This window comes from Paenirhodobacter ferrireducens, from assembly GCF_004022265.1.
In the GTDB taxonomy this organism is placed as follows: domain Bacteria; phylum Pseudomonadota; class Alphaproteobacteria; order Rhodobacterales; family Rhodobacteraceae; genus Rhodobacter; species Rhodobacter ferrireducens.
Map to the genome: position 1 here is coordinate 37,132 of NZ_SAVB01000016.1, position 18,897 is coordinate 56,028.

The window sequence follows — 18,897 nt, forward strand, 5'->3', positions numbered from 1 at the left end:
GTGCGCCCCCGAAGGCCCCTCAAACCGCCCTCCGGCCCTTGACCCCGGCGCGCTGCTCTGAGCATCTATAGCCCGACGCAAGCCCCGGTTCATCCCCTGAATCTCGTCGCGGATCCCGGGCGGCAGAAGGAAACGCCCCATGCTCCTGCTCATCGATAATTACGACAGCTTCACCTACAATCTCGTCCATTATTTCGGCGAGCTCGGCGCCGATGTGAAGGTCGTGCGCAACGACGCGATGGATGTGCAGGCGGCGATGGGGATGGGCGCCGAGGCGATCGTGCTGAGCCCCGGGCCCTGCGACCCCGCCCAGGCCGGCATCTGCCTGCCGCTGACGCTCGCCGCCGCCGAGGCCGGGGTGCCGCTTCTGGGCGTCTGCCTCGGCCATCAGACCATCGGCGAGGCCTTCGGCGGCAAGGTGGTGCGCGCGGGCGAGATCGTGCACGGCAAGATGGGCACCATCCACCACGCCGGCCAGGGCGTGTTCCGCGGCCTGCCCTCGCCCTTCCAGGCCACCCGCTATCACTCGCTGATCGTCGAGCGCGAGAGCCTGCCCGCCTGCCTCGAGGTCACGGCCTGGCTCGAGGACGGCATGATCATGGGGCTGCGCCACAGGGAGCGGCTGATCGAGGGGGTGCAGTTCCACCCCGAATCCATCGCCTCCGAGCACGGCCACCAGATGCTGCGCAACTTCCTCGACGAGGCGAAAGTGAAGGTGACGGCATGAGCGAGTTGAAACCCCTGATCGGCATCGCGGCCGAGCGTACCCTGACCCGCGAGGAAGCCGAGACCGCCTTCGCCACCTTCTTCGAGGGTACGGCGACGCCCGCCCAGATGGGCGGCTTCCTGATGGCGCTGCGCACCCGCGGCGAGACGGTGGACGAGATCGCCGCTGCCGCCGCGGTGATGCGCGCGAAGATGAACCGCATTTCCGCCCCGGCGGGCGCCATCGACATCGTCGGCACCGGCGGCGACGGCAAGGGCACGCTGAACATCTCGACCGCCACCGCCTTCGTCGTCGCGGGCGCGGGCGTGCCGGTGGCCAAGCACGGCAACCGCAACCTCAGCTCGAAATCCGGCGCCGCCGATGCGCTTGGGGCAATGGGGCTTGATGTGATGAAGGGCGCCGAGGTGTCCGAACGCGCGCTGGCCGAGGCCGGCATCGCCTTCCTGATGGCGCCGATCCACCACCCGGCGATGCGCCACATCGGCCCGACCCGGGTCGAGCTCGGCACCCGCACCATCTTCAACCTGCTCGGGCCGCTGACCAACCCCGCCGGCGTCAAGCGCCAGCTGACCGGCACCTATGCGCGCGACTGGATCCGGCCGATGGCCGAGGTGCTGCGCACGCTCGGCTCGGAGGTCGCCTGGCTGGTCCACGGCGGCGACGGCACCGACGAGCTGTCGATCGCCGGCGTGAGCTGGGTCGCGGCGCTCGAGGCCGGCGAGATCCGCGAGTTCGAGGTGCATCCCGAGGATGCCGGCCTGCCGGTCCATCCGTTCGAGGAGATCATCGGCGGCGAGCCGCACGAGAATGCCGAGGCCTTTGCGGCGCTTCTGGACGGCATGCGCGGCGGCTATCGCGATGCGGTGTGCCTGAATGCGGCGGCGGCGCTGATCGTCGCGGGCAAGGTCACCAACCTGAAGGACGGTGCGCAGATGGCGGCCGAAAGCATCGACTCGGGCGCTGCGCGCGGCAAGCTCTGGGCGCTCAAGCGCGCGATGTCCTGAGGAGGCGCGGATGAACATTCTCGACCGGATCAAGGCCTACAAGCTCGAGGAAGTGGCGGCGGCGAAGGCCGCGCGCCCCCTCGCCGCAGTCGAGGCCGAGGCCCGCGCACAGGCGCCGACCCGCGGTTTCGCGCAGGCGCTCGCGGCCAAGGCTGCGACGGGCTACGGGCTGATTGCCGAGATCAAGAAGGCCTCGCCCTCGAAAGGGCTGATCCGCCCCGATTTCGACCCGCCGGCGCTCGCGCGCGCCTACGAGGCCGGCGGCGCGGCCTGCCTGTCGGTGCTGACCGACGCCCCCTCCTTCCAGGGCGCGCCCGAGTTCCTGGTCGCGGCGCGCGGCGCCTGCAGCCTGCCCGCACTGCGCAAGGATTTCCTCTATGACACCTATCAGGTCGCCGAGGCGCGGGCCTGGGGCGCCGATTGCATCCTGATCATCATGGCCTCGGTCGGGGACGAGCTTGCCACCGAGCTCGAGGATGCGGCCACCGGCTGGGGCATGGATGTGCTTGTCGAGGTGCATGACGAGGCCGAGATGGAGCGCGCGCTGACGGTGCTGAAATCGCCGCTGCTGGGCGTGAACAACCGCAACCTGAAGACCTTCGAGGTGACGCTGGACGTCACCCGCCGGCTGGCGCCGACGATCCTGGCCGAGGGCCGCGATCTCGTCTGCGAAAGCGGCATCTTCACCCGCGCCGACATGGCGGCGATGGCCGAGGTCGGCGCCCGCCGCTTCCTGATCGGCGAAAGCCTGATGCGGCAGGCGGACGTCACCGCCGCGACGAAGGCCCTGCTGGAGGCCGCATGACCGGGCTCAGCCATTTCGACGCGCAGGGTCAGGCGCATATGGTCGACGTCTCGGCGAAGCCGGTGACCGACCGCGTTGCCGTGGCCGAGGGCCATGTGGTGATGACGCCCGAGACGCTCGCCCATGTCACCGCCGGCACCGCGAAGAAGGGCGACGTTCTGGGCATTGCCCGCGTCGCCGCGATCATGGGGGCCAAGCGCACCTCGGATCTCATTCCGCTGTGCCACCCGCTGCCGATCACCAAGGTCTCGGTCGAGCTGACGCCCGACGCCAGCCTGCCCGGCGTCCGGATCGAGGCGACGGTGAAGACCTCGGGCCAGACCGGGGTGGAGATGGAGGCGCTGACTGCCGTGACCACCGCTGCGCTGACGATCTATGACATGCTGAAGGCGGTCGAGAAGTCGATGCGGATCGGGGGCATCCGCGTGGTGCTGAAAGACGGCGGCAAGTCCGGCCGCTACGAGGCGACGCGATGATCCCGGTCTCCGAGGCGCTCGACAAGGTTCTGGCACTGGTGGCGCCGCTGCCGGCCGAGACGGTGCCGCTGCGCGCGGGGCTCGGCCGGGTGCTCGCCGCCCCGGTGCACGCCACGCTGACGCAGCCGCCCTTCGACGCCTCGGCGATGGATGGCTATTGGCTTGCCGCCGCCGATCACCGCCCGGGCGCGCGCTTGCGCGTCGAGGGCGAGGCCGCCGCCGGGCGCGGCTATGCCGGCCCGCTTGCCCCCCGTCAGGCGGTGCGGATCTTCACCGGCGCCCCCTGCCCCGCCCCGGGCGGCGTGGTGGTGCTGCAGGAGGACGTGACGCGCGAGGGCGACACGATCACCCTGCCCGAGGCGCTCTCGTCCTCCGACAACATCCGCCCGCGCGGACAGGACTTCGCCGAGGGGATGGAGTACTTCCCCCGTGCGCCGCTGACCGCGCGCGATCTCGGCCTGATCGCGGCGATGAACGTCGCCACGCTGTCAGTGCACCGCCGCCCCGTCGTCGCGCTGATCGCGACCGGCGACGAGCTGGTGATGCCGGGCGAGGCGCCGGGCCCCGATCAGATCCTCAGCTCGAACAGCTTCGTGCTGGCGGCGCTTGCGGAAGAGGCCGGCGCCGAGGTGCGGATGCTGCCGATCGCGCGCGACACCGAAGACAGCCTGCGCTTTGCCTTCTCGCTGGCCGAAGGGGCCGACCTTGTCGTCACCGCGGGCGGTGCCTCGGTGGGCGAGCATGACCTCGTCGGCGCCGTCGCGGCCGAGCTGGGCCTCGAGCGCGCCTTCTGGAAGATCGCGATGCGCCCGGGCAAGCCGCTGATGGCGGGGCGGGTGGGCGCAACGGCGCTGCTCGGCCTGCCCGGAAACCCGGTCTCGGCCACGGTCTGCGCCCTTCTGTTCCTGCGCCCGATGCTCGCGAAGATGCAGGGCTTCGACGGCCGCCCGGTGCCCGCCCGCGCGGTTCTGGGGGCCGATGTCGGCCCGACCGGCCCGCGCACCCATTACATGCGCGCGCGCCTCGTGCCGGGCGAGAGCCTGCCGCAGATCCTGCCGGTCGAAAGTCAGGATTCGGCGCGGATGCGGCTTCTGGCCGAGGCCGATGCGCTGCTGATCCGGCCACTGGGCGACGGTCCGCGCAAGGCGGGCGACGTGGTCGAGTTCCTGCCGCTCTAACCCGCGATCAGTTCCTGCGCCGCGGCGCGGGCCGCCCCGGTGACCTCGGCGCCCGAGATCATCCGGGCGATCTCGTCCACCCGCTCGGCCGCGCTCAGCACGCTGACGCGCGAGGTGGTCATGCCGTCGCTGACCGATTTCGCCACGCGGAAATGGGTGTTGCCGCGCGCCGCCACCTGCGGGCTGTGGGTGACGACCAGCACCTGAGCGCTGTGCGACAGCTTCGCCAGACGCCGCCCCACGGCATCCGCCGTCGCGCCGCCGACACCGCGGTCGATCTCGTCGAAGATCAGCGTCAGCGCATCGGCGCCGCGTGCCAGAACGACCTTGAGCGCGAGCAGGAAACGCGACAGCTCGCCGCCCGAGGCGATGCGGTTCAGGGGCCCCGCGGGCGCCCCCGGGTTGGTCGCCACGGTGAAGGCCACGGCATCCGTGCCCTCGGGGCCGGGCTCGCCCGGTGCGATCTGCGTCTCGAAGACCGCGCGCTCAAGTTTCAGCGGCGCAAGCTCGGCCGCCATTGCCGCATCAAGCCGCACCGAGGCCTCGGCCCGCGCGGTGGACAGCGTGGCCGCCGCCACGCGATAGGCGGCGTCGCAGCCCGCGACCTCGGCCTCGAGCGCGGCAATCCCCGCCTCGCCGGCATCGAGCGCGGCCAGGCGGGCGCGCAGCTCGGCCGCGAACCCGCCCAGCTCATCGGGCAGCACGCCATGCTTGCGGGCCAGCGCGCGGATCGCGAACAGCCGCTCCTCGCAGGACTCGAGCGCACGCGGATCGAAGCTCAGCGCCTCGAGCGCGATCTCCACCCCCTGTGCCGCCTCGCCCAACTCGATCAGCGCCCGGTCGAGCGACGAAAGCGGGCCGTCAAGCCGGCCCTCGGCCTTCTCGGCCGCGCCCTGCAACCAGCGGTCGGCATCGCGCAGCGCGCCCTCGGCGCCCTCGGGGCCAAGGATCTGCAACGCGCGGGCGACATCGGCGCGGATCCGTTCGGCGCCTTGCATGCTGCGGCGGGCGGCGTCGAGCGTCGCCTCCTCGCCCGGCTGCGGGTCGAGCGTGTCGAGCTCGGCCACGGCGTGGCGCAGGAAGTCTTCCTCCTCCTTCACCGCAGCCAGCGCCGCTTGCGCCGCGGCGAGGCGCTTTGCCGCCCCGGCCCGCGCACTCCAGGCGCTGCGGGTGGCGGCGATCAGATCTTCGTGACCGGCGAAGGCATCGAGCAGGGCGCGGTGGCCGCGGGCATTCAGCAGCCCGCCGTCATCTTGCTGACCGTGCAGCTCGACAAGCGTCGCCGAGACCGCGCGCAGCACCTCGCCGCTTGCCCGCCGATCGTTGATCCAGGCGGTCTTGCGGCCATCAAGCGCGTTCACCCGACGCAGGATCAGCTCTTCGCCCACCGGGATGCCGGCCTCGTCGAGCACCGCGCGCGCGGCATGGCCCGCGGGCAGCTCGAACACGGCAGTAACCTCCCCCTGCTCGGCGCCCTTGCGCACGAGCTCGGCCCGGCCGCGCCAGCCCAGCACGAAGCCGAGGCAGTCGAGCAGGATCGACTTGCCCGCCCCGGTCTCGCCGGTGAGCACGGTCAGGCCCGGCCGGAAATCGAGTTCCAGCCGGTCAATCAGAAGCATATCGCGGATGTCGAGCGTGCGCAGCATATCGGCCCCTCAGGCGCGCGCGGTCAGAGCCACTCGCCCTTGATCACCTGGCGATAGATCTTCGACAGCCAGCTGTCGCCCTTCGCCTCGGGGCTCAGCCCCTGCTTCTTCAGCAGGCGATAGGCATCGTCGTAGAAGGGCGAGGACTGGAAGTTGTGGCCGAGAATCGCGCCGGCCGTCTGCGCCTCGTCGGTGATGCCGAGAGCGAGATAGGCCTCGACCAGCCGCTCGAGCGCCTCGGGCGTCTGCGTCGTGGTCTGGAACTGCTCGACCACCACGCGGAAGCGGTTGATGGCGGCGGTGTAATGGCCCTGCTTCAGATAGTAGCGCCCGATCTCCATTTCCTTCGCCGCGAGATGGTCGAAGGCAAGGTCGAACTTCAGCATCGCCGAACGCGCATAGTCGCTGTCGGGATATTGCTCGATCACCTCGCGCAGCGACTGCAGCGCCTGGAAGGTCAGCCCCTGGTCGCGGCCGACCTCGTCGATCTGGTCGTAATAGGAGAGCGCCAGCAGATATTTCGCATAGGCCGCATCCTCGTCGCCCGGATAGGTGTCGAGGAATCGCTGCGCCGAAGACCGCGCCTCTTCGTATTTCTTCGCCTTGTGCTGGGCATAGACTTCCATGATCAGCGCGCGCTTTGCCCATTCCGAATAGGGATAGAGCCGCTCGACCGCGGAGAAATAGCGCAGCGCCTCGGACGGGCGACGCGGATTGCCGACCTCGAGCTCGTATTCGCCGCGCTCATAGATCTGCTGGGCGGTGAAATTCTCGAGCGGGGGCTCTTTGTTCGAGCCGCCGCCGCAGGCGGCCAGCGCCGCGACGAGCACGAAACTACCGACCCGAAGCGCCGCGGTTCTGCCCAGTGCCATGCCCTGCCTCTTCCCGATTCCGCCCGGGAGTTTCAGCCCCGGTGCCCTGCCAAGCCCGCCCCACGGGGCGGCTGCTTCGCTCCTCCTAGCACAGAAAAATCCGGGGCGCAAAACGCCTTTCGCGCCGGAGGACCCCTGCGCGCGCATCGCCGCCAAGCTCAGCGCGCAGCCACCGCAACCGGCCGGCAAACGCCTGCGCCGGGCAGGCTGTGAACCTGGGCGGGAGTGCAGTCTTCCCAGATCCAGGCGGTGCGGTCGGCAAAGAGCGCCCGCAGCAGACGGTTGGTCATCGCATGACCCGAGCGCGTGCCGACATAGCGCCCGACGATCGGCGCGTCGGCCAGCGCGAGGTCGCCCATGGCGTCGAGCATCTTGTGGCGCACCGCCTCGTCCTCGTGACGCAGCCCGCCGGGGCTGAGCACCTTGTCGCCGTCGATGACCACCGCATTCTCGTAGGTGCCGCCCAAGGCAAGCCCGTGCGACTGCATGTAATCGACATCGGCCTGACGGCAGAAGGTGCGGCTGTCCATCAGCTCGCGCACGAAGGCACCATTCGCCATCTTCAGCCGTTTTTCCTGATGGCCGATCGCGGCATCGGTGAAGTCGATGGTGAAGTCGATCTCGAATTCGGCAGCCGGTTCCAGCCGCGCCACGGCCTCGCCCTCGCGCACCTCGACCGGACGCAGGATGCGGATCGCCTGCACCGGCCCGGGCAGCGAGCGCAGGCCGGCGCGGCGGATCGCGCGCACGAAGGGCGCCGAGGAGCCGTCGAGGATCGGAACCTCGGGGCCGTCGATGTCGATCAGCGCGTTGCGGATGCCAAGGCCCGCAAGTGCCGCCATGATATGTTCAATGGTCGAAACCGAGACGCCGTCCGCATTCTCGATCAGCGTGCAGAGTTTCGACGGGGTGACAGTGTCCCACCGCGCCGGAACACGCGGGTTGCGGTCGGTCACGTCGGTGCGGTGGAAGACGATGCCCGTGCCCGCCGGCGCCGGACGCAGCACCATGTGCACCGGGGCCCCCGAGTGCAGGCCCACGCCGTCAAAGGTCACCGGATTTGCCAAGGTCGTCTGCACGAGCGTCTCCTGTTCACAGTGCAGCTCCGGTCCATGCCGGGGCCTGCAAGTGTCAGTTAGGCAAGACCGGGCGACATCACAATTCACTCTTTGCAACAAACTGAAACATTGCTGCGGCGGCGCGGCAAATCCTCGCCGAATACGGTCCAAGGGCCTGAATATAAAAAGAAAAGAGCCAGGTTTCCCCGGCTCTTTCATGCACGTTTTGTGAACTCGTCAGTTCGCCTGACGCCGCAGGAACGCGGGGATCTCGATGCGGTCCTGATCGTGTTCGGCCTCGTCCTCGTAGCTCGGACGCTGCGGGGCGGCGGGGCGATAGGCCTGCTGCGGCGCGTGCTGCGGTGCCTGCGGCTCGGCGGCATGGCCGGTCATCCGGTTGATCAGCGAGTTGATGCCGAAGCGCGGCTTCTCGGCGGCCGGCTGCGGCATCGGCGCACGGCCGGCGCCCATCTGCGGAGCCGCGGGACGGGCCTGGCCGGGCTGCGACGGGGCTTTGTTCACCGCAGCCTGCAGCCGGGCCAGCGCCTCGGGCGAGGGCGTGCCGGGCGCGCGCGGACGCGGCGCAACGAAGGAGCCCGCGTCTTCCTCGACATGCAGCTCGCGGGCCGGTGCGGCAGCCGCGCGCGGCTGGTAGGCGGGCGGCGGCAGCTCGTCCGAGACCTCGCGCGTGACAGGCTGCGGCGCCGGGGCGGCGGGCGCGTCGAAAAGGTTGCGCTCGGGCGCGGCCTGCGGCGCCGGCTGCGGCGCCACATGATGCGCGGCGGCGGCCGGAGCGGCAGCCGGCTCGTTGTGACCCGACTTCAGCGGCTCGGCCATGGTGCGGCGCGGCACCGGCACCTCGACGGCGGCCGGGGTGGCGTCAATCCCGGTCGCGACGACCGAAACCCGCATCATCCCTTCCATGTCCGGATCGAGCGTCGAGCCGACGATGATGTTGGCGTCCGGATCGACCTCTTCGCGGATGCGGTTCGCGGCTTCGTCAAGTTCGAACAGCGTCAGGTCATAGCCGCCGGTGATGTTGATCAGCACGCCCTTGGCACCCTTGAGCGAGATCTCGTCAAGCAGCGGGTTGGCGATCGCCTTCTCGGCGGCCTGGATCGCACGGTCGTCGCCCGAGGCGTCGCCGGTGCCCATCATCGCCTTGCCCATCTCATCCATCACCGAGCGGACGTCGGCAAAGTCGAGGTTGATCAGGCCGGGGCGGACCATCAGGTCGGAGATGCCCTTCACGCCCTGATAGAGCACGTCGTCGGCCATCGCGAAGGCTTCGGTGAAGGTGGTGCGCTCGTTCGCCAGACGGAACAGGTTCTGGTTCGGGATGATGATCAGGGTGTCGACGACCTTCTGCAGCGCCTCGAGGCCCTGCTCAGCCTGACGCATCCGCTTCGCGCCCTCGAACTGGAACGGCTTGGTCACCACGCCCACGGTCAGCACGCCAAGCTCGCGCGCGGCCTGTGCGATGATCGGCGCAGCGCCGGTGCCGGTGCCGCCGCCCATGCCGGCGGTGATGAAGCACATGTGGGCACCGGCGAGATGATCGACGATCGCCTCGATGCTTTCCTCGGCGGCGGCGGCGCCGACGGAGGGACGCGCCCCCGCGCCCAGCCCCTCGGTCGCCTTCAGGCCCATCTGCACCCGCGCCTGCGAGCGCGACTGCTGCAGCGCCTGCGCATCGGTGTTGGCCACGACAAACTCGACCCCGTCGAGCTGCTTCTCGATCATGTTGTTGACCGCGTTGCCGCCCGCACCACCGACGCCGAACACGGTGATCCGCGGCTTGAGGTCTTCGTGATCCGACATCATCAGATTCAAGGTCATGGGTTTCCGCCTGTGTTTTGTGCTGATCGGCCCTGTCCCCGGCCGAAACGTCCCCGTAATTCCCTTAGTTTTATCCGCGAATCCGAGAAACGTCACTCAAAAAACACAGGGGAAGCACAAAATCTGGAGCGCAGCCGCATCCATTCAGCGGTATTTCGCGCATACCTCTGCATCTGGTGGAAAACAAGCAGGAGCAGCCCGGCCCTTGCGTTTCACCAGTTGTCGCGGAACCAGCGCAGCGCGCGCCGGAACGACCGGCCGCCCAGCTTCTCGGCCGGAATCTCGAAATCCCACCATTCGTCCTGCGGATGCGCGGCAAAGAGCGCGAGCCCGACGACAGAGGAGAAGCCAGAGCCGGTCGCGGCCTGCGGCAGCCCCTGCACCCGCAGGGGCCGGCCAAGACGCACATTCTGGCCGAGGATCCGGGCCGCCAGCCCGTCGAGGCCGGGGATCTGGCTGGCGCCGCCGGTCAGCACGATCTGCTGGCTCGGCAGGTGGTCGAAGCCCGCGACATCCAGAAGCGTCCGCACCTCCTCGAGGATCTCCTCGACGCGCGGCCGCATGATGCCGATCAGCTCGGCACGGCTGACGCGGCGACGGTCCTTTTCCCAGTCGCCCGAATTGCCGGCCAGCTCGATCATCTCGCGGTCGTCCATGCCGGTCGCGACGACACCGCCATGGAAGGTCTTGATCCGCTCCGCCGTGGCCATCGGCACCTGCAGCCCCGCGGCGATGTCGCGGGTGACGTGATCGCCGCCCATCCGCACCGCATCGGCAAAGATCATGTGCTTCTTCATGAAGATCGACACCGCGGTGGCACCGCCCCCCATGTCGATGCAGGCCGCGCCGAGCTCCTGCTCGTCCTCGACGAGCGAGCTCATCCCCGAGACATAGGCCGAGGAGGCGATCCCCGCGAGTTCGAGGTCGCAGCGCCGGATGCAATAGATCAGGTTCTGCACCGCCGCCGCATCGACGCTGAGCAGGTGCATGTCGACCGCGAGCCGCGCGCCGACATGGCCGCGCGGATCATTCAGCCCCGAACGGTGATCGAGGGCGAAATTGACCGGATGGGCATGCAGCACCTCGCGGCCCGACCCGATGTCGGGCATGTCGCAGGAGGCAAGCACGCGGGCGAGATCCTGCTCGTCCACCTGCGTCCCCATCACCTCGACCTCGCCGGCCAGGCCGTAGCTGCGCGGCACGGCGCCCGAGAAGCAGGCGATGACATGGTCGACGCGGGTGTTGGCCATCTTCTGCGCCGCCTGCACCGCGGTGCGGATCGCGCGCTCGGTCTCGGCCATGGCGTCGATCTCGCCAAAGCGCACGCCGCGCGAGCGGGTGGTGGCGGCACCGATGACGCGGAAGCTCGACTGCCCGGCGAGGGAACCGACCCCCTCGGCCTCGCGCACCGCGTCGTCATTGTCGAAGCGCAGCACGAGACAGGCGATCTTCGACGAGCCGATGTCGAGAAGGGCGACGACCCCGCGCTGAAGGGCCGCCTTGCGCATGTTCCGCATCGCCCGCTGGGCCTGGTAGAGATCGGTCATTGGGACACCTTCACACTGTTCAGCGCGCCGGCGCTGATCGCCTGATACTGGGCCAGCGCCGGAGCGCTGAGACGGATCGTCGGACGGTCTGCATTGCGCATGTCGAGCCGGGTGAAATCGCGGTTCAGCAGGTCTTCGGCGGCATCGAGGGCGAGCACCCGCTCGACCGCCTGCACCGGGTTCTCCTCGGGCAGAAGGATGCGCTGATCGCGGTCGAGGACCAGATCCCACCGCCGCTCGCCCATCCGCACCAGACCGCGCGCCCGCGGCAGGATCGGTTGCGCCGCGGCCAGGATCAGCAGCGCCTCGGGCACGGCCTCGTCCGCCCCCTCCCCCGCGATCAGCGGCAGGTCGGGGCGCGCGTCGCGGCGGGTCAGCGAGGCGGTGCGATGCCCCATCTCGTCGAGCATCTCGATCCCTGACGGGGTGCGCCACAGGATCACCGGCTCGCGCTCGGTCACCTTGACATCGAGCGCGCCGCCGGTGCGCACGATCAGCGACACGTCCTTCACCGCATCAAGACGGGCGATGGTGTCGTGATAGGCGACGAGGTCGATGGCAAAGCGCGAGGCCGGAAGCTGAACCGGCAGCATCGCACGCACCGCCTGTTCGACCTCGGGGCTCGCGCCTTCGACGGTCAGGGTCGAGACGCGGAACTCGGGCCGGTTCTGGATCGAGAGCTTGATGTCCTCGAGCTTCGCCATCGCATCGGCCCGCCGCCCCTCGTCGCCCAGCCAGAGGCCGAGCCCGAGGGTGACGACGAAGACCGGCACACCGATGCGGGTGAAGGCGCGCACGAAGGGGGTCAGCCACAGCCGCTGCAACCGGAACGCGAGCCGCGAGGGCGCCGGATCGCGCCGCGCGCCGTTCGCGCGCGACCGGATCATCACCCGGCGCTGGCCGGCCTGCAACAGGTAGCGCGGTTCCGCCTTCAGCGATCGCATGAGGCGTCCTCCACCATCCAGCGGCAGAGCTCGGGGAACGAGATCCCCTCGGCCGCCGCCTGTTCCGGGGCAAGCGAGGTCGGCGTCATCCCGGGCTGTGTGTTGGTCTCGAGCAGCACGATGCCCGCGACGCCGCGGCTGTCGTCCCAGCGGAAATCGGTGCGCGACAGGCCCCGGCAGCCAAGCGCCTTGTGGGCACGCACGGCGTAATCCTGACAGGCGCGGAACACGTCCTCGGGCAGATCCGCCGGACAGACGTGGCGCGAGCCGCCCTCGGCATACTTTGCGTTGTAGTCATACCAGCCGGTGGTGATGATCTCGGTCACTGCAAGCGCGTGATCTTCCATCACCGAGCAGGTCAGCTCGCGGCCCGGTGCATAGGTCTCGACCATCACCGTCTCGGGCATCGCGGCAGACAGCTGCGGCGGCCCGTTCGAGCCTTCGGTGACGATGTAGACGCCGACCGAGGAGCCCTCGTTGTTGGGCTTGACCACATAGGGCACGGGCAGAACATGGGCCGCGCCGACCTCGGCCTTCGTCGCCAGCACGCTTTCCACCACCGGCAACCCGGCGGCGCGATAGGCGGCCTTGGAACGGGTCTTGTCCATCGCCAGCGCCGAGGCCAGTACGCCCGAATGGGTATAGGGCAGACGCAGCCATTCGAGCAGGCCCTGAACGCAACCGTCCTCGCCCCAGCGGCCATGCAGCGCGTTGAACACGCAATCGGGCTTGGCGGCGGCCAGCTGCGCCGGCAGGTCCGGCCCCGCGTCGATCTCGATGACCTCGAATCCCGCCACCCTGAGCGCCTTGGCGCATTCGCGCCCGCTCGACAGAGACACTTCCCGCTCCGCGGAAGGTCCGCCCATCAAGACCGCCACAAGGTGGGATGCCCTGCTCGACATGCCCGCCACTTTCGCCTCTCCCGGGGTTTGCCCCCGTGGAATAATTATCGCAACACCCGCGCGCCGCGGATCAATATTCGCCGACGCGCATGATTTCCCACTCTAGCGAAATTCCCTGCGTCTGCAAAACCTTTTTGCGGACGTCCTCGCCCAGCCCCTCTAGATCTTGTGCCGTGGCACCGCCGGTATTGATCAGGAAATTGGAGTGCATCTCACTCATCTGCGCCCCGCCGCGCCGCGCGCCGCGCATCCCCGCCTCGTCGATCACCTTCCAGGCCTTCAGATCGTGCACGTCATCGGCCCGCCCGGTCGAGGAGAACCCCGCCGGGTTGCGGAAGGTCGAGCCGGCCGAGCGCTCCTTCGTCGGCTGGCAGGCGTCGCGCTTCGCGATCTGATCGGCCATCCGCGCCTCGAGCGCCGCGGGCTCGCCCCGTTCGGCGCGGAAGGTGGCGCCCACCAGCACCGCCCCCTCTGGAAGCGTGCTCGAGCGATAGGCCAGATGCAGATCCGCCGCCGGGATCACCACACGCTCGCCCGAGCGCAGCACCGCCTCGACCTCGATCAGGTGGTCGGCGGTATAGCTGCCATAACAGCCCGCATTCATCCGCACGGCCCCGCCGATCGAGCCCGGAATGGTGCGCAGGAAGGTCAGATCGAGCCCCGCCTCGGCCGCGCGCCGCGCGACATGGGCGTCCAGCGCCGCGGTCCCCGCACGCACCCGCCCCGCGTCGGCCTGCACCTCGATCGCGTTGAAGCCGCGGCCAAGACGGATCACCACCGCCCGGATGCCGCCGTCGCGCACGATCAGGTTCGACCCCACCCCCATCGGGAAGACTGCCACCTCGGCCGGCAGCGCGGCCAGGAAGGCCGCAAGGTCCTCGGCATCGGCGGGCTGGAAGAACCAGTCGGCCGGGCCGCCGACGCGCAGCCAGGTGAGATCGGCGAGCGGGCGATTGCGGCTGAGCGTGCCGCGCGGGGTATAGGCGATGCTGTCCATATCCTCTCGCTTAGCCCGCCGCCCGCGGCCGGGCAAGAGCTCAGTCGGCGGCTCGGTCGGTGGTGTCGATCACCACCTCGTAGTCGAGCGTCGTCGTCACCTCCGGCCCGCGGAACCCGCCCTCGAGCGGCAGCGTGCCCGCCTGCCCCGGCGCCACACACAGCGCCACATGGCCATCCGTCACCGCCACCCCATGCGTCGGGTCATAGCCGCGCCAGCCCTGCCCGGGTAGCCACACCTCGGGCCAGGCGTGCAGGTGGCGCCGGCCATCGACGCTTTCGGCCTCCGCCTGATAGCCCGAGACGAAGCGCGCCGGGATCCCCTGCGTGCGCGCCGCGGCGATGAACAGCATGGTCAGATCGCGGCAGGCGCCCTTCGCCGTCGCCAGCGTCTCGGCCGGGCTCTGGGCATTGCCGGTCAGGCGGATATGGCGATCGGTGCGGGTAAACAGCGTCTCGTTCAGCGCGGCAAGAAAGTCCCCGGCCCGGCCGCGGGTGGCGGCGGCAAGGCTGGCGGCGAAAGCCGCGACCTCGGGCGCAACGGGCTCGGCCGGCAGGAAGGCCGCCGGCGCCGCCACCGGCCAGGGCAGCGCCGGCAGCGCCTCGACCAGCGGCGCCGGCGCATGGGTGTCGAGGGTGAAGCGACTCTCGATCACCAGCTCGCGGGTCTTGCGGCCGAAGGTCAGCCGGGTCAGCGGGTTGCCCCAGACGTCGGTGCGGTCGACCCGGGTCACCGGCGCCGGCGTCACCGCGATCTCGGCCGAATGCAGCGTCACGCCCTCGGGCCGCGGGCTCAGCCGCAGACGCTGCGGGCCGAGCCGGACCGGCGCGGAATAGCCGTAGCGGGTGAGATGACGGACGGTGAAGCGCATCTGGGCCTCCTGCCTTGTGCGGGCAGGATAGGCCGCAAGGCCTGCGCGCACCAGTGTCGCGCTCAGCCCCCGGCCTTGCGTCCGATGCGGAGCAGACGGCGGGCGAGGAAGCGCAGCGGCCAGCGCAGCACCGAGGCCTGCGCGGCAAGCAGCAGCACGCCAAGCACCGGCCCGTCACTCACGAAGACCCAGACCAGCAGCGGCAGGCCGGTGACGATCAGCGCGATACCGCCCGGCCAGTGAAAGCGGCGCGGTGCGAGGCCGATCAGCGTGGCGATCAGCGCCCAGAGGCAGGCGGCAATCAGCGGGGCGCTCATGCCAGCCCCGCAAACGAGGCGGCAAGCGCCGCGCCCGAGGCGAGCGCGCCGAAGACCGGCACCACCATCGGCACGCGGAAGGGCGCCACGGGCGCGCGCCGCTTCAGCCCGATCAGAGCGAGGTTCACCAGCACGAAGACGCACAGCAGCACAGTGGTGGTGAGCTGCGCCAGCGCCGCGACCGGCAGCGCAAGCGCCGCAACCAGCATCAGCCCGCCCGCGAGAAGCGTCGCCGCCACCGGCGTGCCAAGCCGCGGGTGGATATGGCGGAAGACGCCGAGTGCCGGCAACCGCCGGCCAAGACCGTAAAGCACCCGCGCCGCCATCACGATCTGCGCCAGCACCCCGTTCAGCGCGGCAGCGACCGCAATCGCCGGCAACAGCGCCTGCGGCGCCGAGGCCCGGGCCCAGACCTCGGCGAGCGGGCTTTCCGAAAGGGCAAGATCGGCGGGCGCCACGGCATGGACCGCGGCGGCCGAGACCGCAACATAGAGGAGCGTGGTGATGACGAGCGCGGCCAGGATCGCGCGCGGCAGGGTGCGGGTCGGGTCACGCACCTCCTCGGCCATGTTCACGATATCCTCGAAGCCGATGAAGGCGAAGAAGGCCAGCGCCGCCCCCGCGGCAATCCCCGACCACGGCACTGCGGTGGCGAGCGGGGCCGCCGCCGGTGCCCCTGCCCCGGCCCAGATCACCAGCAAAAGCCCCGCGACCTCGATCACCGTCAGGATCGCGGCGAAACCGATCGACTCCAGCACCCCCCAGAGCGCGATCACCGTCAACAGCAGGCCGAGGGCAAAGATCAGCGGCGCCGAAGGCAGCGGCAGCAGGAGCGTCAGATAGCCCACCCCGCCGCGCAGCACCGCCGCGGCCGAGATCACCCCCGAGAGCACGATGGCAAGCCCGACGAGCACGCCAAGCGCGCGCGAGGCAAGCCCCGCCTCGACATAGGCGACCTCCCCCGCGGCTTCGGGCAGGCGGGTGGAAAGCTCGGCATAGGAGAGCGCCGAGGGCGCGGCAATGAGGCCAGCGAGCACGAAGGCAAGCGGCGTCCAGCCGCCCGCATGCCCGGCAACGGCGCCGACCAGCACATAGATGCCGGCGCCGACCATGACACCCACGCCATAGGCGGTCAGCAGGACGGGGCCGAGGCGACGCTTCAGCTCCTCGCCCTGCGCCATCTCAGGCGCCGAGGATGTTGGGCAGGTTGTTCGCCCAGGCCGAGATCGTGCCGGCGCCGAGGCAGACCACGATGTCGCCCGGCCGCGCCTGCTCCTTCACCAGCCGCGCGAGGTCTTCCTCGTGGAAGAGGGCGCGGGCGTGGCGGTGGCCGTGACGGATCAGCCCGGCGACGAGGTCGTCGCGCGTGGCGCCCGGGATCGGGTCCTCGCCCGCGGCATAGACATCGGCGATCGCCACCACGTCGGCCTCGTTGAAGCAGGTGCAGAAATCGTCGAAGAGGTTGTGCAGGCGCGAGTAGCGGTGCGGCTGATGCGCCGCGATCACCCGTGCGCCCGGCGTGCCCGACACATATTGCCGCGCCGCCTTCAGCACCGCCGCGATCTCGACCGGGTGGTGGCCGTAATCGTCGATGATGGTGACGCCGCCCAGCACCTCGCCCACCTTGGTGAAGCGCCGGTTGACGCCGCCGAACTGCGCGAGTGCGGCGCGGATCTCGTCCTTCTTCATGCCAAGGTGGCGCGCCACGGCGATCGCCGCAAGGCTGTTCGAGACGTTGTGGTTGCCCGGCATCGGCAGCGAACAGCCCTCGATCTTCGCCTCGGGGCCCTCGTTTTGCAGCAGAACGTCGAAATGCGCCCGGCCTTCCGAGAAGCTGAGGTTGACCGCGCGCACATCGGCCTGGGCGTTGAAGCCGAAGGTCGTGACGCGGCGGTCGGTGACGCGGCCGACAAGGGCCTGGACCTCGGGGTGGTCGGTGCAGCACACCGCCATGCCGTAAAACGGGATGTTGGTGACGAAATCGTAGAAGCCCTGGCGCAGGTTCTCGATCGTGCCCCAGTGCTCCATGTGCTCGGGGTCGATGTTGGTGACGATCGCGATGGTCGCCGGCAACCGGTTGAACGAGCCGTCGGATTCATCGGCCTCGACCACCATCCACTCGCCCTCGCCCGCCCGCGCGTTCGAGCCATAGGCGTGGATGATGCCGCCGTTGATCACGGTCGGATCGAAGCCGCCCTTGTCGAGCAGCGTCGCCACCATCGTCGTCGTCGTGGTCTTGCCATGGGTGCCGGCGATCGCGATGTTCGACTTCAGTCGCATCAGCTCGGCCAGCATCTCGGCGCGGCGCACCACCGGCAGCTTGCGCCGGCGCGCCTCCTCGAGTTCGGGGTTGCCCTTCTTGATCGCCGAAGAGATCACCACCACCGCGACGTCGTCGGTGATGTTCCCGGCGCGCTGCCCCTCGTGGAAGGTCGCGCCCAGCTCGACCAGCCGGTCGGTGATCTTCGAGGCCTTGGCATCCGAGCCCTGCACCTTGTAGCCGAGCGTGATCAGCACTTCGGCAATGCCCGACATGCCGATGCCGCCGATGCCGATGAAGTGGATCGGGCCCAGTTCCCCGGGAAGTTTCGTGGCGGCAGCGCTCATTTCGGTTGTCCTGCAAGTTTCTCGACGATTTCGACCAGCCGCCCGGTGGCATCGGGGATGCCGTATCCGAGCGCGGCCTGCGCCATCTGCACCGCACCCTCGGGATTGTCCAGAACCAGCGCGACCTGGACCGAGATGCTCTCGGCCGTGGCCTGTGCCTCGGGCACGAGGATCGCGGCACCGGCCTCGGTCAGGCCGCGGGCATTCGCCGTCTGGTGATCGCCGGTGGCGGCGGCATAGGGGATCAGGATCGCGGGGCGCCCGATCACCGAGATGTCGGCGACCGACGAGGCGCCCGAGCGCGAGATCACAAGCTGGCACTCGGCCAGCCGGCGCGGCACGTCCTTGAAGAAGGGTTCGACCTCGGCGGCGATGCCGGCCGCGGCATAGGCCGCCGTGACGCGCTCCATATCCTCGGGGCGGGCCTGATGGGCAACGCGCAGCCGGGCGCGCAGCGGCGCGGGCAGCGCGGCCAGCGCCACGGGCACGACGTCGGAGAGCACCCGCGCGCCCTGCGAGCCGCCGATCACCAGCATCGAAAGCGCCCCCTCGCCCGGCGGGGTGTAGGGGGCGGCGGCGCATTCGATGATCGCGGCACGCACCGGGTTGCCGGTGTGCACCCCCGCCACGCCGGGCGGCAGATCGGTGGGCCAGGTGCCGCAGGCGAAGGCGTCGACATGGCCGGCAAAGATCCGGTTCACCCGCCCCATCACGCCGTTCTGCTCGTGGATCGCGCGCGGCACGCGCAAGAGCCACGCGGCGCTGAGCGCGGGGATCGTCGGATAGCCGCCAAAACCCACCACCGCGGCCGGGCGGTCAGCCAGATCGTGCCGGATCGCGGTGAAGATGCCGCCAAGGATGCGGAACGGCACGGCGAGCTTCGCCAGCGCCCCACCGCGCGCGAAGGTGGCCGAGGCCACTTCCTCGACATGGACGACATGCGGGAAGCCGCCGGCATAGCGCGCGCCGCGCGCATCGGTCGACAGCTTGACCCGCCAGCCGCGGCGCACCATCGCCTCGGCCAGCGCCTGCGCGGGGAACATGTGCCCGCCGGTGCCGCCCGCGGCGATCAGCAGAAGCGGGGCTTTCGGAGCGGCCATCGCGGCC

18 protein-coding genes are annotated in these 18,897 nt (G+C 70.0%); 5 read left to right on the top strand and 13 right to left on the bottom strand.

Annotated features, from left to right (window positions below; translation table 11 throughout):
• Positions 1 to 139 precede the first annotated feature (139 nt).
• From EOW65_RS12295 to EOW65_RS12315, 5 genes are read left to right on the top strand one after another with little or no spacing between them, the layout of a single operon-like run.
• Entirely contained in the window at positions 140 to 727 is a 588-nt protein-coding gene (locus EOW65_RS12295; protein ID WP_128149829.1) for an anthranilate synthase component II, read from the top strand.
• Positions 724 to 1,731 (top strand): anthranilate phosphoribosyltransferase, encoded by a 1,008-nt coding sequence (gene trpD, locus EOW65_RS12300; RefSeq protein WP_128149831.1) that lies wholly within the window; start codon positions 724 to 726, stop codon positions 1,729 to 1,731. Before EOW65_RS12295 ends, trpD begins: the two co-directional genes overlap by 4 nt.
• Before the next feature lie 10 nt (positions 1,732 to 1,741).
• Entirely contained in the window at positions 1,742 to 2,536 is a 795-nt protein-coding gene (trpC, locus tag EOW65_RS12305; protein ID WP_128149833.1) for an indole-3-glycerol phosphate synthase TrpC, read from the top strand.
• A complete protein-coding gene (gene moaC, locus EOW65_RS12310) occupies positions 2,533 to 3,012 on the top strand; it encodes a cyclic pyranopterin monophosphate synthase MoaC (RefSeq protein WP_128149835.1) in 480 nt (159 codons plus the stop codon). Before trpC ends, moaC begins: the two co-directional genes overlap by 4 nt.
• Entirely contained in the window at positions 3,009 to 4,190 is a 1,182-nt protein-coding gene (locus EOW65_RS12315) for a molybdopterin molybdotransferase MoeA (RefSeq protein ID WP_128149837.1), read from the top strand. The genes moaC and EOW65_RS12315 overlap by 4 nt, the downstream gene beginning before the upstream one ends.
• Here the strand turns inward: EOW65_RS12315 and recN are convergent.
• From recN to EOW65_RS12380, 13 genes are all read right to left on the bottom strand, one after another.
• Positions 4,187 to 5,836, bottom strand: coding sequence for a DNA repair protein RecN (recN, locus tag EOW65_RS12320; RefSeq protein WP_128149839.1), 1,650 nt, complete (start codon positions 5,834 to 5,836; stop codon positions 4,187 to 4,189). The genes EOW65_RS12315 and recN overlap by 4 nt on opposite strands.
• Positions 5,837 to 5,859: 23 nt before the next feature.
• Positions 5,860 to 6,708, bottom strand: coding sequence for an outer membrane protein assembly factor BamD (locus EOW65_RS12325; protein ID WP_164880088.1), 849 nt, complete (start codon positions 6,706 to 6,708; stop codon positions 5,860 to 5,862).
• 158 nt (positions 6,709 to 6,866) lie between these two features.
• Positions 6,867 to 7,787: a UDP-3-O-acyl-N-acetylglucosamine deacetylase gene (gene lpxC, locus EOW65_RS12330; RefSeq protein WP_128149841.1), complete on the bottom strand. Its 921-nt coding sequence runs from the start codon at positions 7,785 to 7,787 to the stop codon at positions 6,867 to 6,869.
• Between the two features lie 216 nt (positions 7,788 to 8,003).
• Positions 8,004 to 9,605, bottom strand: coding sequence for a cell division protein FtsZ (gene ftsZ, locus EOW65_RS12335; RefSeq protein ID WP_128149843.1), 1,602 nt, complete (start codon positions 9,603 to 9,605; stop codon positions 8,004 to 8,006).
• A 212-nt stretch (positions 9,606 to 9,817) separates the two neighbouring features.
• Positions 9,818 to 11,152, bottom strand: coding sequence for a cell division protein FtsA (gene ftsA, locus EOW65_RS12340; RefSeq protein ID WP_128149845.1), 1,335 nt, complete (start codon positions 11,150 to 11,152; stop codon positions 9,818 to 9,820).
• The gene (locus EOW65_RS12345; RefSeq protein WP_394342749.1) at positions 11,149 to 12,039 is read right to left on the bottom strand and encodes a cell division protein FtsQ/DivIB; all 891 of its coding nucleotides are present in this window, start codon (positions 12,037 to 12,039) and stop codon (positions 11,149 to 11,151) included. Before EOW65_RS12345 ends, ftsA begins: the two co-directional genes overlap by 4 nt.
• 44 nt (positions 12,040 to 12,083) lie before the next feature.
• Positions 12,084 to 12,962: a D-alanine--D-alanine ligase gene (locus EOW65_RS12350; RefSeq protein ID WP_240664663.1), complete on the bottom strand. Its 879-nt coding sequence runs from the start codon at positions 12,960 to 12,962 to the stop codon at positions 12,084 to 12,086.
• 106 nt (positions 12,963 to 13,068) lie between these two features.
• A complete protein-coding gene (gene murB, locus EOW65_RS12355) occupies positions 13,069 to 13,995 on the bottom strand; it encodes a UDP-N-acetylmuramate dehydrogenase (protein ID WP_128149849.1) in 927 nt (308 codons plus the stop codon).
• 40 nt (positions 13,996 to 14,035) lie between these two features.
• Positions 14,036 to 14,866 (bottom strand): transglutaminase family protein, encoded by an 831-nt coding sequence (locus tag EOW65_RS12360; protein ID WP_128149851.1) that lies wholly within the window; start codon positions 14,864 to 14,866, stop codon positions 14,036 to 14,038.
• 62 nt (positions 14,867 to 14,928) lie between these two features.
• On the bottom strand, positions 14,929 to 15,183 hold the full coding sequence (locus tag EOW65_RS12365) for a DUF2484 family protein (protein ID WP_128149853.1): 255 nt from the start codon (positions 15,181 to 15,183) through the stop codon (positions 14,929 to 14,931).
• On the bottom strand, positions 15,180 to 16,364 hold the full coding sequence (locus EOW65_RS12370) for an APC family permease (protein ID WP_128149855.1): 1,185 nt from the start codon (positions 16,362 to 16,364) through the stop codon (positions 15,180 to 15,182). Before EOW65_RS12370 ends, EOW65_RS12365 begins: the two co-directional genes overlap by 4 nt.
• A gap of 1 nt (position 16,365) precedes the next feature.
• Positions 16,366 to 17,790, bottom strand: coding sequence for a UDP-N-acetylmuramate--L-alanine ligase (gene murC / locus EOW65_RS12375; protein ID WP_128149857.1), 1,425 nt, complete (start codon positions 17,788 to 17,790; stop codon positions 16,366 to 16,368).
• Positions 17,787 to 18,890 carry a UDP-N-acetylglucosamine--N-acetylmuramyl-(pentapeptide) pyrophosphoryl-undecaprenol N-acetylglucosamine transferase gene (locus EOW65_RS12380; protein ID WP_128149859.1) on the bottom strand — a complete coding sequence of 368 codons (1,104 nt, stop codon included), beginning with the start codon at positions 18,888 to 18,890 and terminating at the stop codon, positions 17,787 to 17,789. Before EOW65_RS12380 ends, murC begins: the two co-directional genes overlap by 4 nt.
• Between the last annotated feature and the right edge of the window lie 7 nt (positions 18,891 to 18,897).

What these genes read in the sequence shown, in the direction of transcription:
- EOW65_RS12295 (WP_128149829.1), top strand. Translation starts at nt 140, where the DNA reads ATGCTCCTGCTCATCGATAATTACGACAGCTTCACCTACAATCTCGTC.
- trpD (WP_128149831.1), top strand. Translation starts at nt 724, where the DNA reads ATGAGCGAGTTGAAACCCCTGATCGGCATCGCGGCCGAGCGTACCCTG.
- trpC (WP_128149833.1), top strand. Translation starts at nt 1,742, where the DNA reads ATGAACATTCTCGACCGGATCAAGGCCTACAAGCTCGAGGAAGTGGCG.
- moaC (WP_128149835.1), top strand. Translation starts at nt 2,533, where the DNA reads ATGACCGGGCTCAGCCATTTCGACGCGCAGGGTCAGGCGCATATGGTC.
- EOW65_RS12315 (WP_128149837.1), top strand. Translation starts at nt 3,009, where the DNA reads ATGATCCCGGTCTCCGAGGCGCTCGACAAGGTTCTGGCACTGGTGGCG.
- recN (WP_128149839.1), bottom strand. Translation starts at nt 5,836, where the DNA reads ATGCTGCGCACGCTCGACATCCGCGATATGCTTCTGATTGACCGGCTG.
- EOW65_RS12325 (WP_164880088.1), bottom strand. Translation starts at nt 6,708, where the DNA reads ATGGCACTGGGCAGAACCGCGGCGCTTCGGGTCGGTAGTTTCGTGCTC.
- ftsZ (WP_128149843.1), bottom strand. Translation starts at nt 9,605, where the DNA reads ATGACCTTGAATCTGATGATGTCGGATCACGAAGACCTCAAGCCGCGG.
- ftsA (WP_128149845.1), bottom strand. Translation starts at nt 11,152, where the DNA reads ATGACCGATCTCTACCAGGCCCAGCGGGCGATGCGGAACATGCGCAAG.
- EOW65_RS12345 (WP_394342749.1), bottom strand. Translation starts at nt 12,039, where the DNA reads ATGATCCGGTCGCGCGCGAACGGCGCGCGGCGCGATCCGGCGCCCTCG.
- EOW65_RS12350 (WP_240664663.1), bottom strand. Translation starts at nt 12,962, where the DNA reads ATGGGCGGACCTTCCGCGGAGCGGGAAGTGTCTCTGTCGAGCGGGCGC.
- murB (WP_128149849.1), bottom strand. Translation starts at nt 13,995, where the DNA reads ATGGACAGCATCGCCTATACCCCGCGCGGCACGCTCAGCCGCAATCGC.
- EOW65_RS12360 (WP_128149851.1), bottom strand. Translation starts at nt 14,866, where the DNA reads ATGCGCTTCACCGTCCGTCATCTCACCCGCTACGGCTATTCCGCGCCG.
- EOW65_RS12365 (WP_128149853.1), bottom strand. Translation starts at nt 15,183, where the DNA reads ATGAGCGCCCCGCTGATTGCCGCCTGCCTCTGGGCGCTGATCGCCACG.
- EOW65_RS12370 (WP_128149855.1), bottom strand. Translation starts at nt 16,364, where the DNA reads ATGGCGCAGGGCGAGGAGCTGAAGCGTCGCCTCGGCCCCGTCCTGCTG.
- murC (WP_128149857.1), bottom strand. Translation starts at nt 17,790, where the DNA reads ATGAGCGCTGCCGCCACGAAACTTCCCGGGGAACTGGGCCCGATCCAC.
- EOW65_RS12380 (WP_128149859.1), bottom strand. Translation starts at nt 18,890, where the DNA reads ATGGCCGCTCCGAAAGCCCCGCTTCTGCTGATCGCCGCGGGCGGCACC.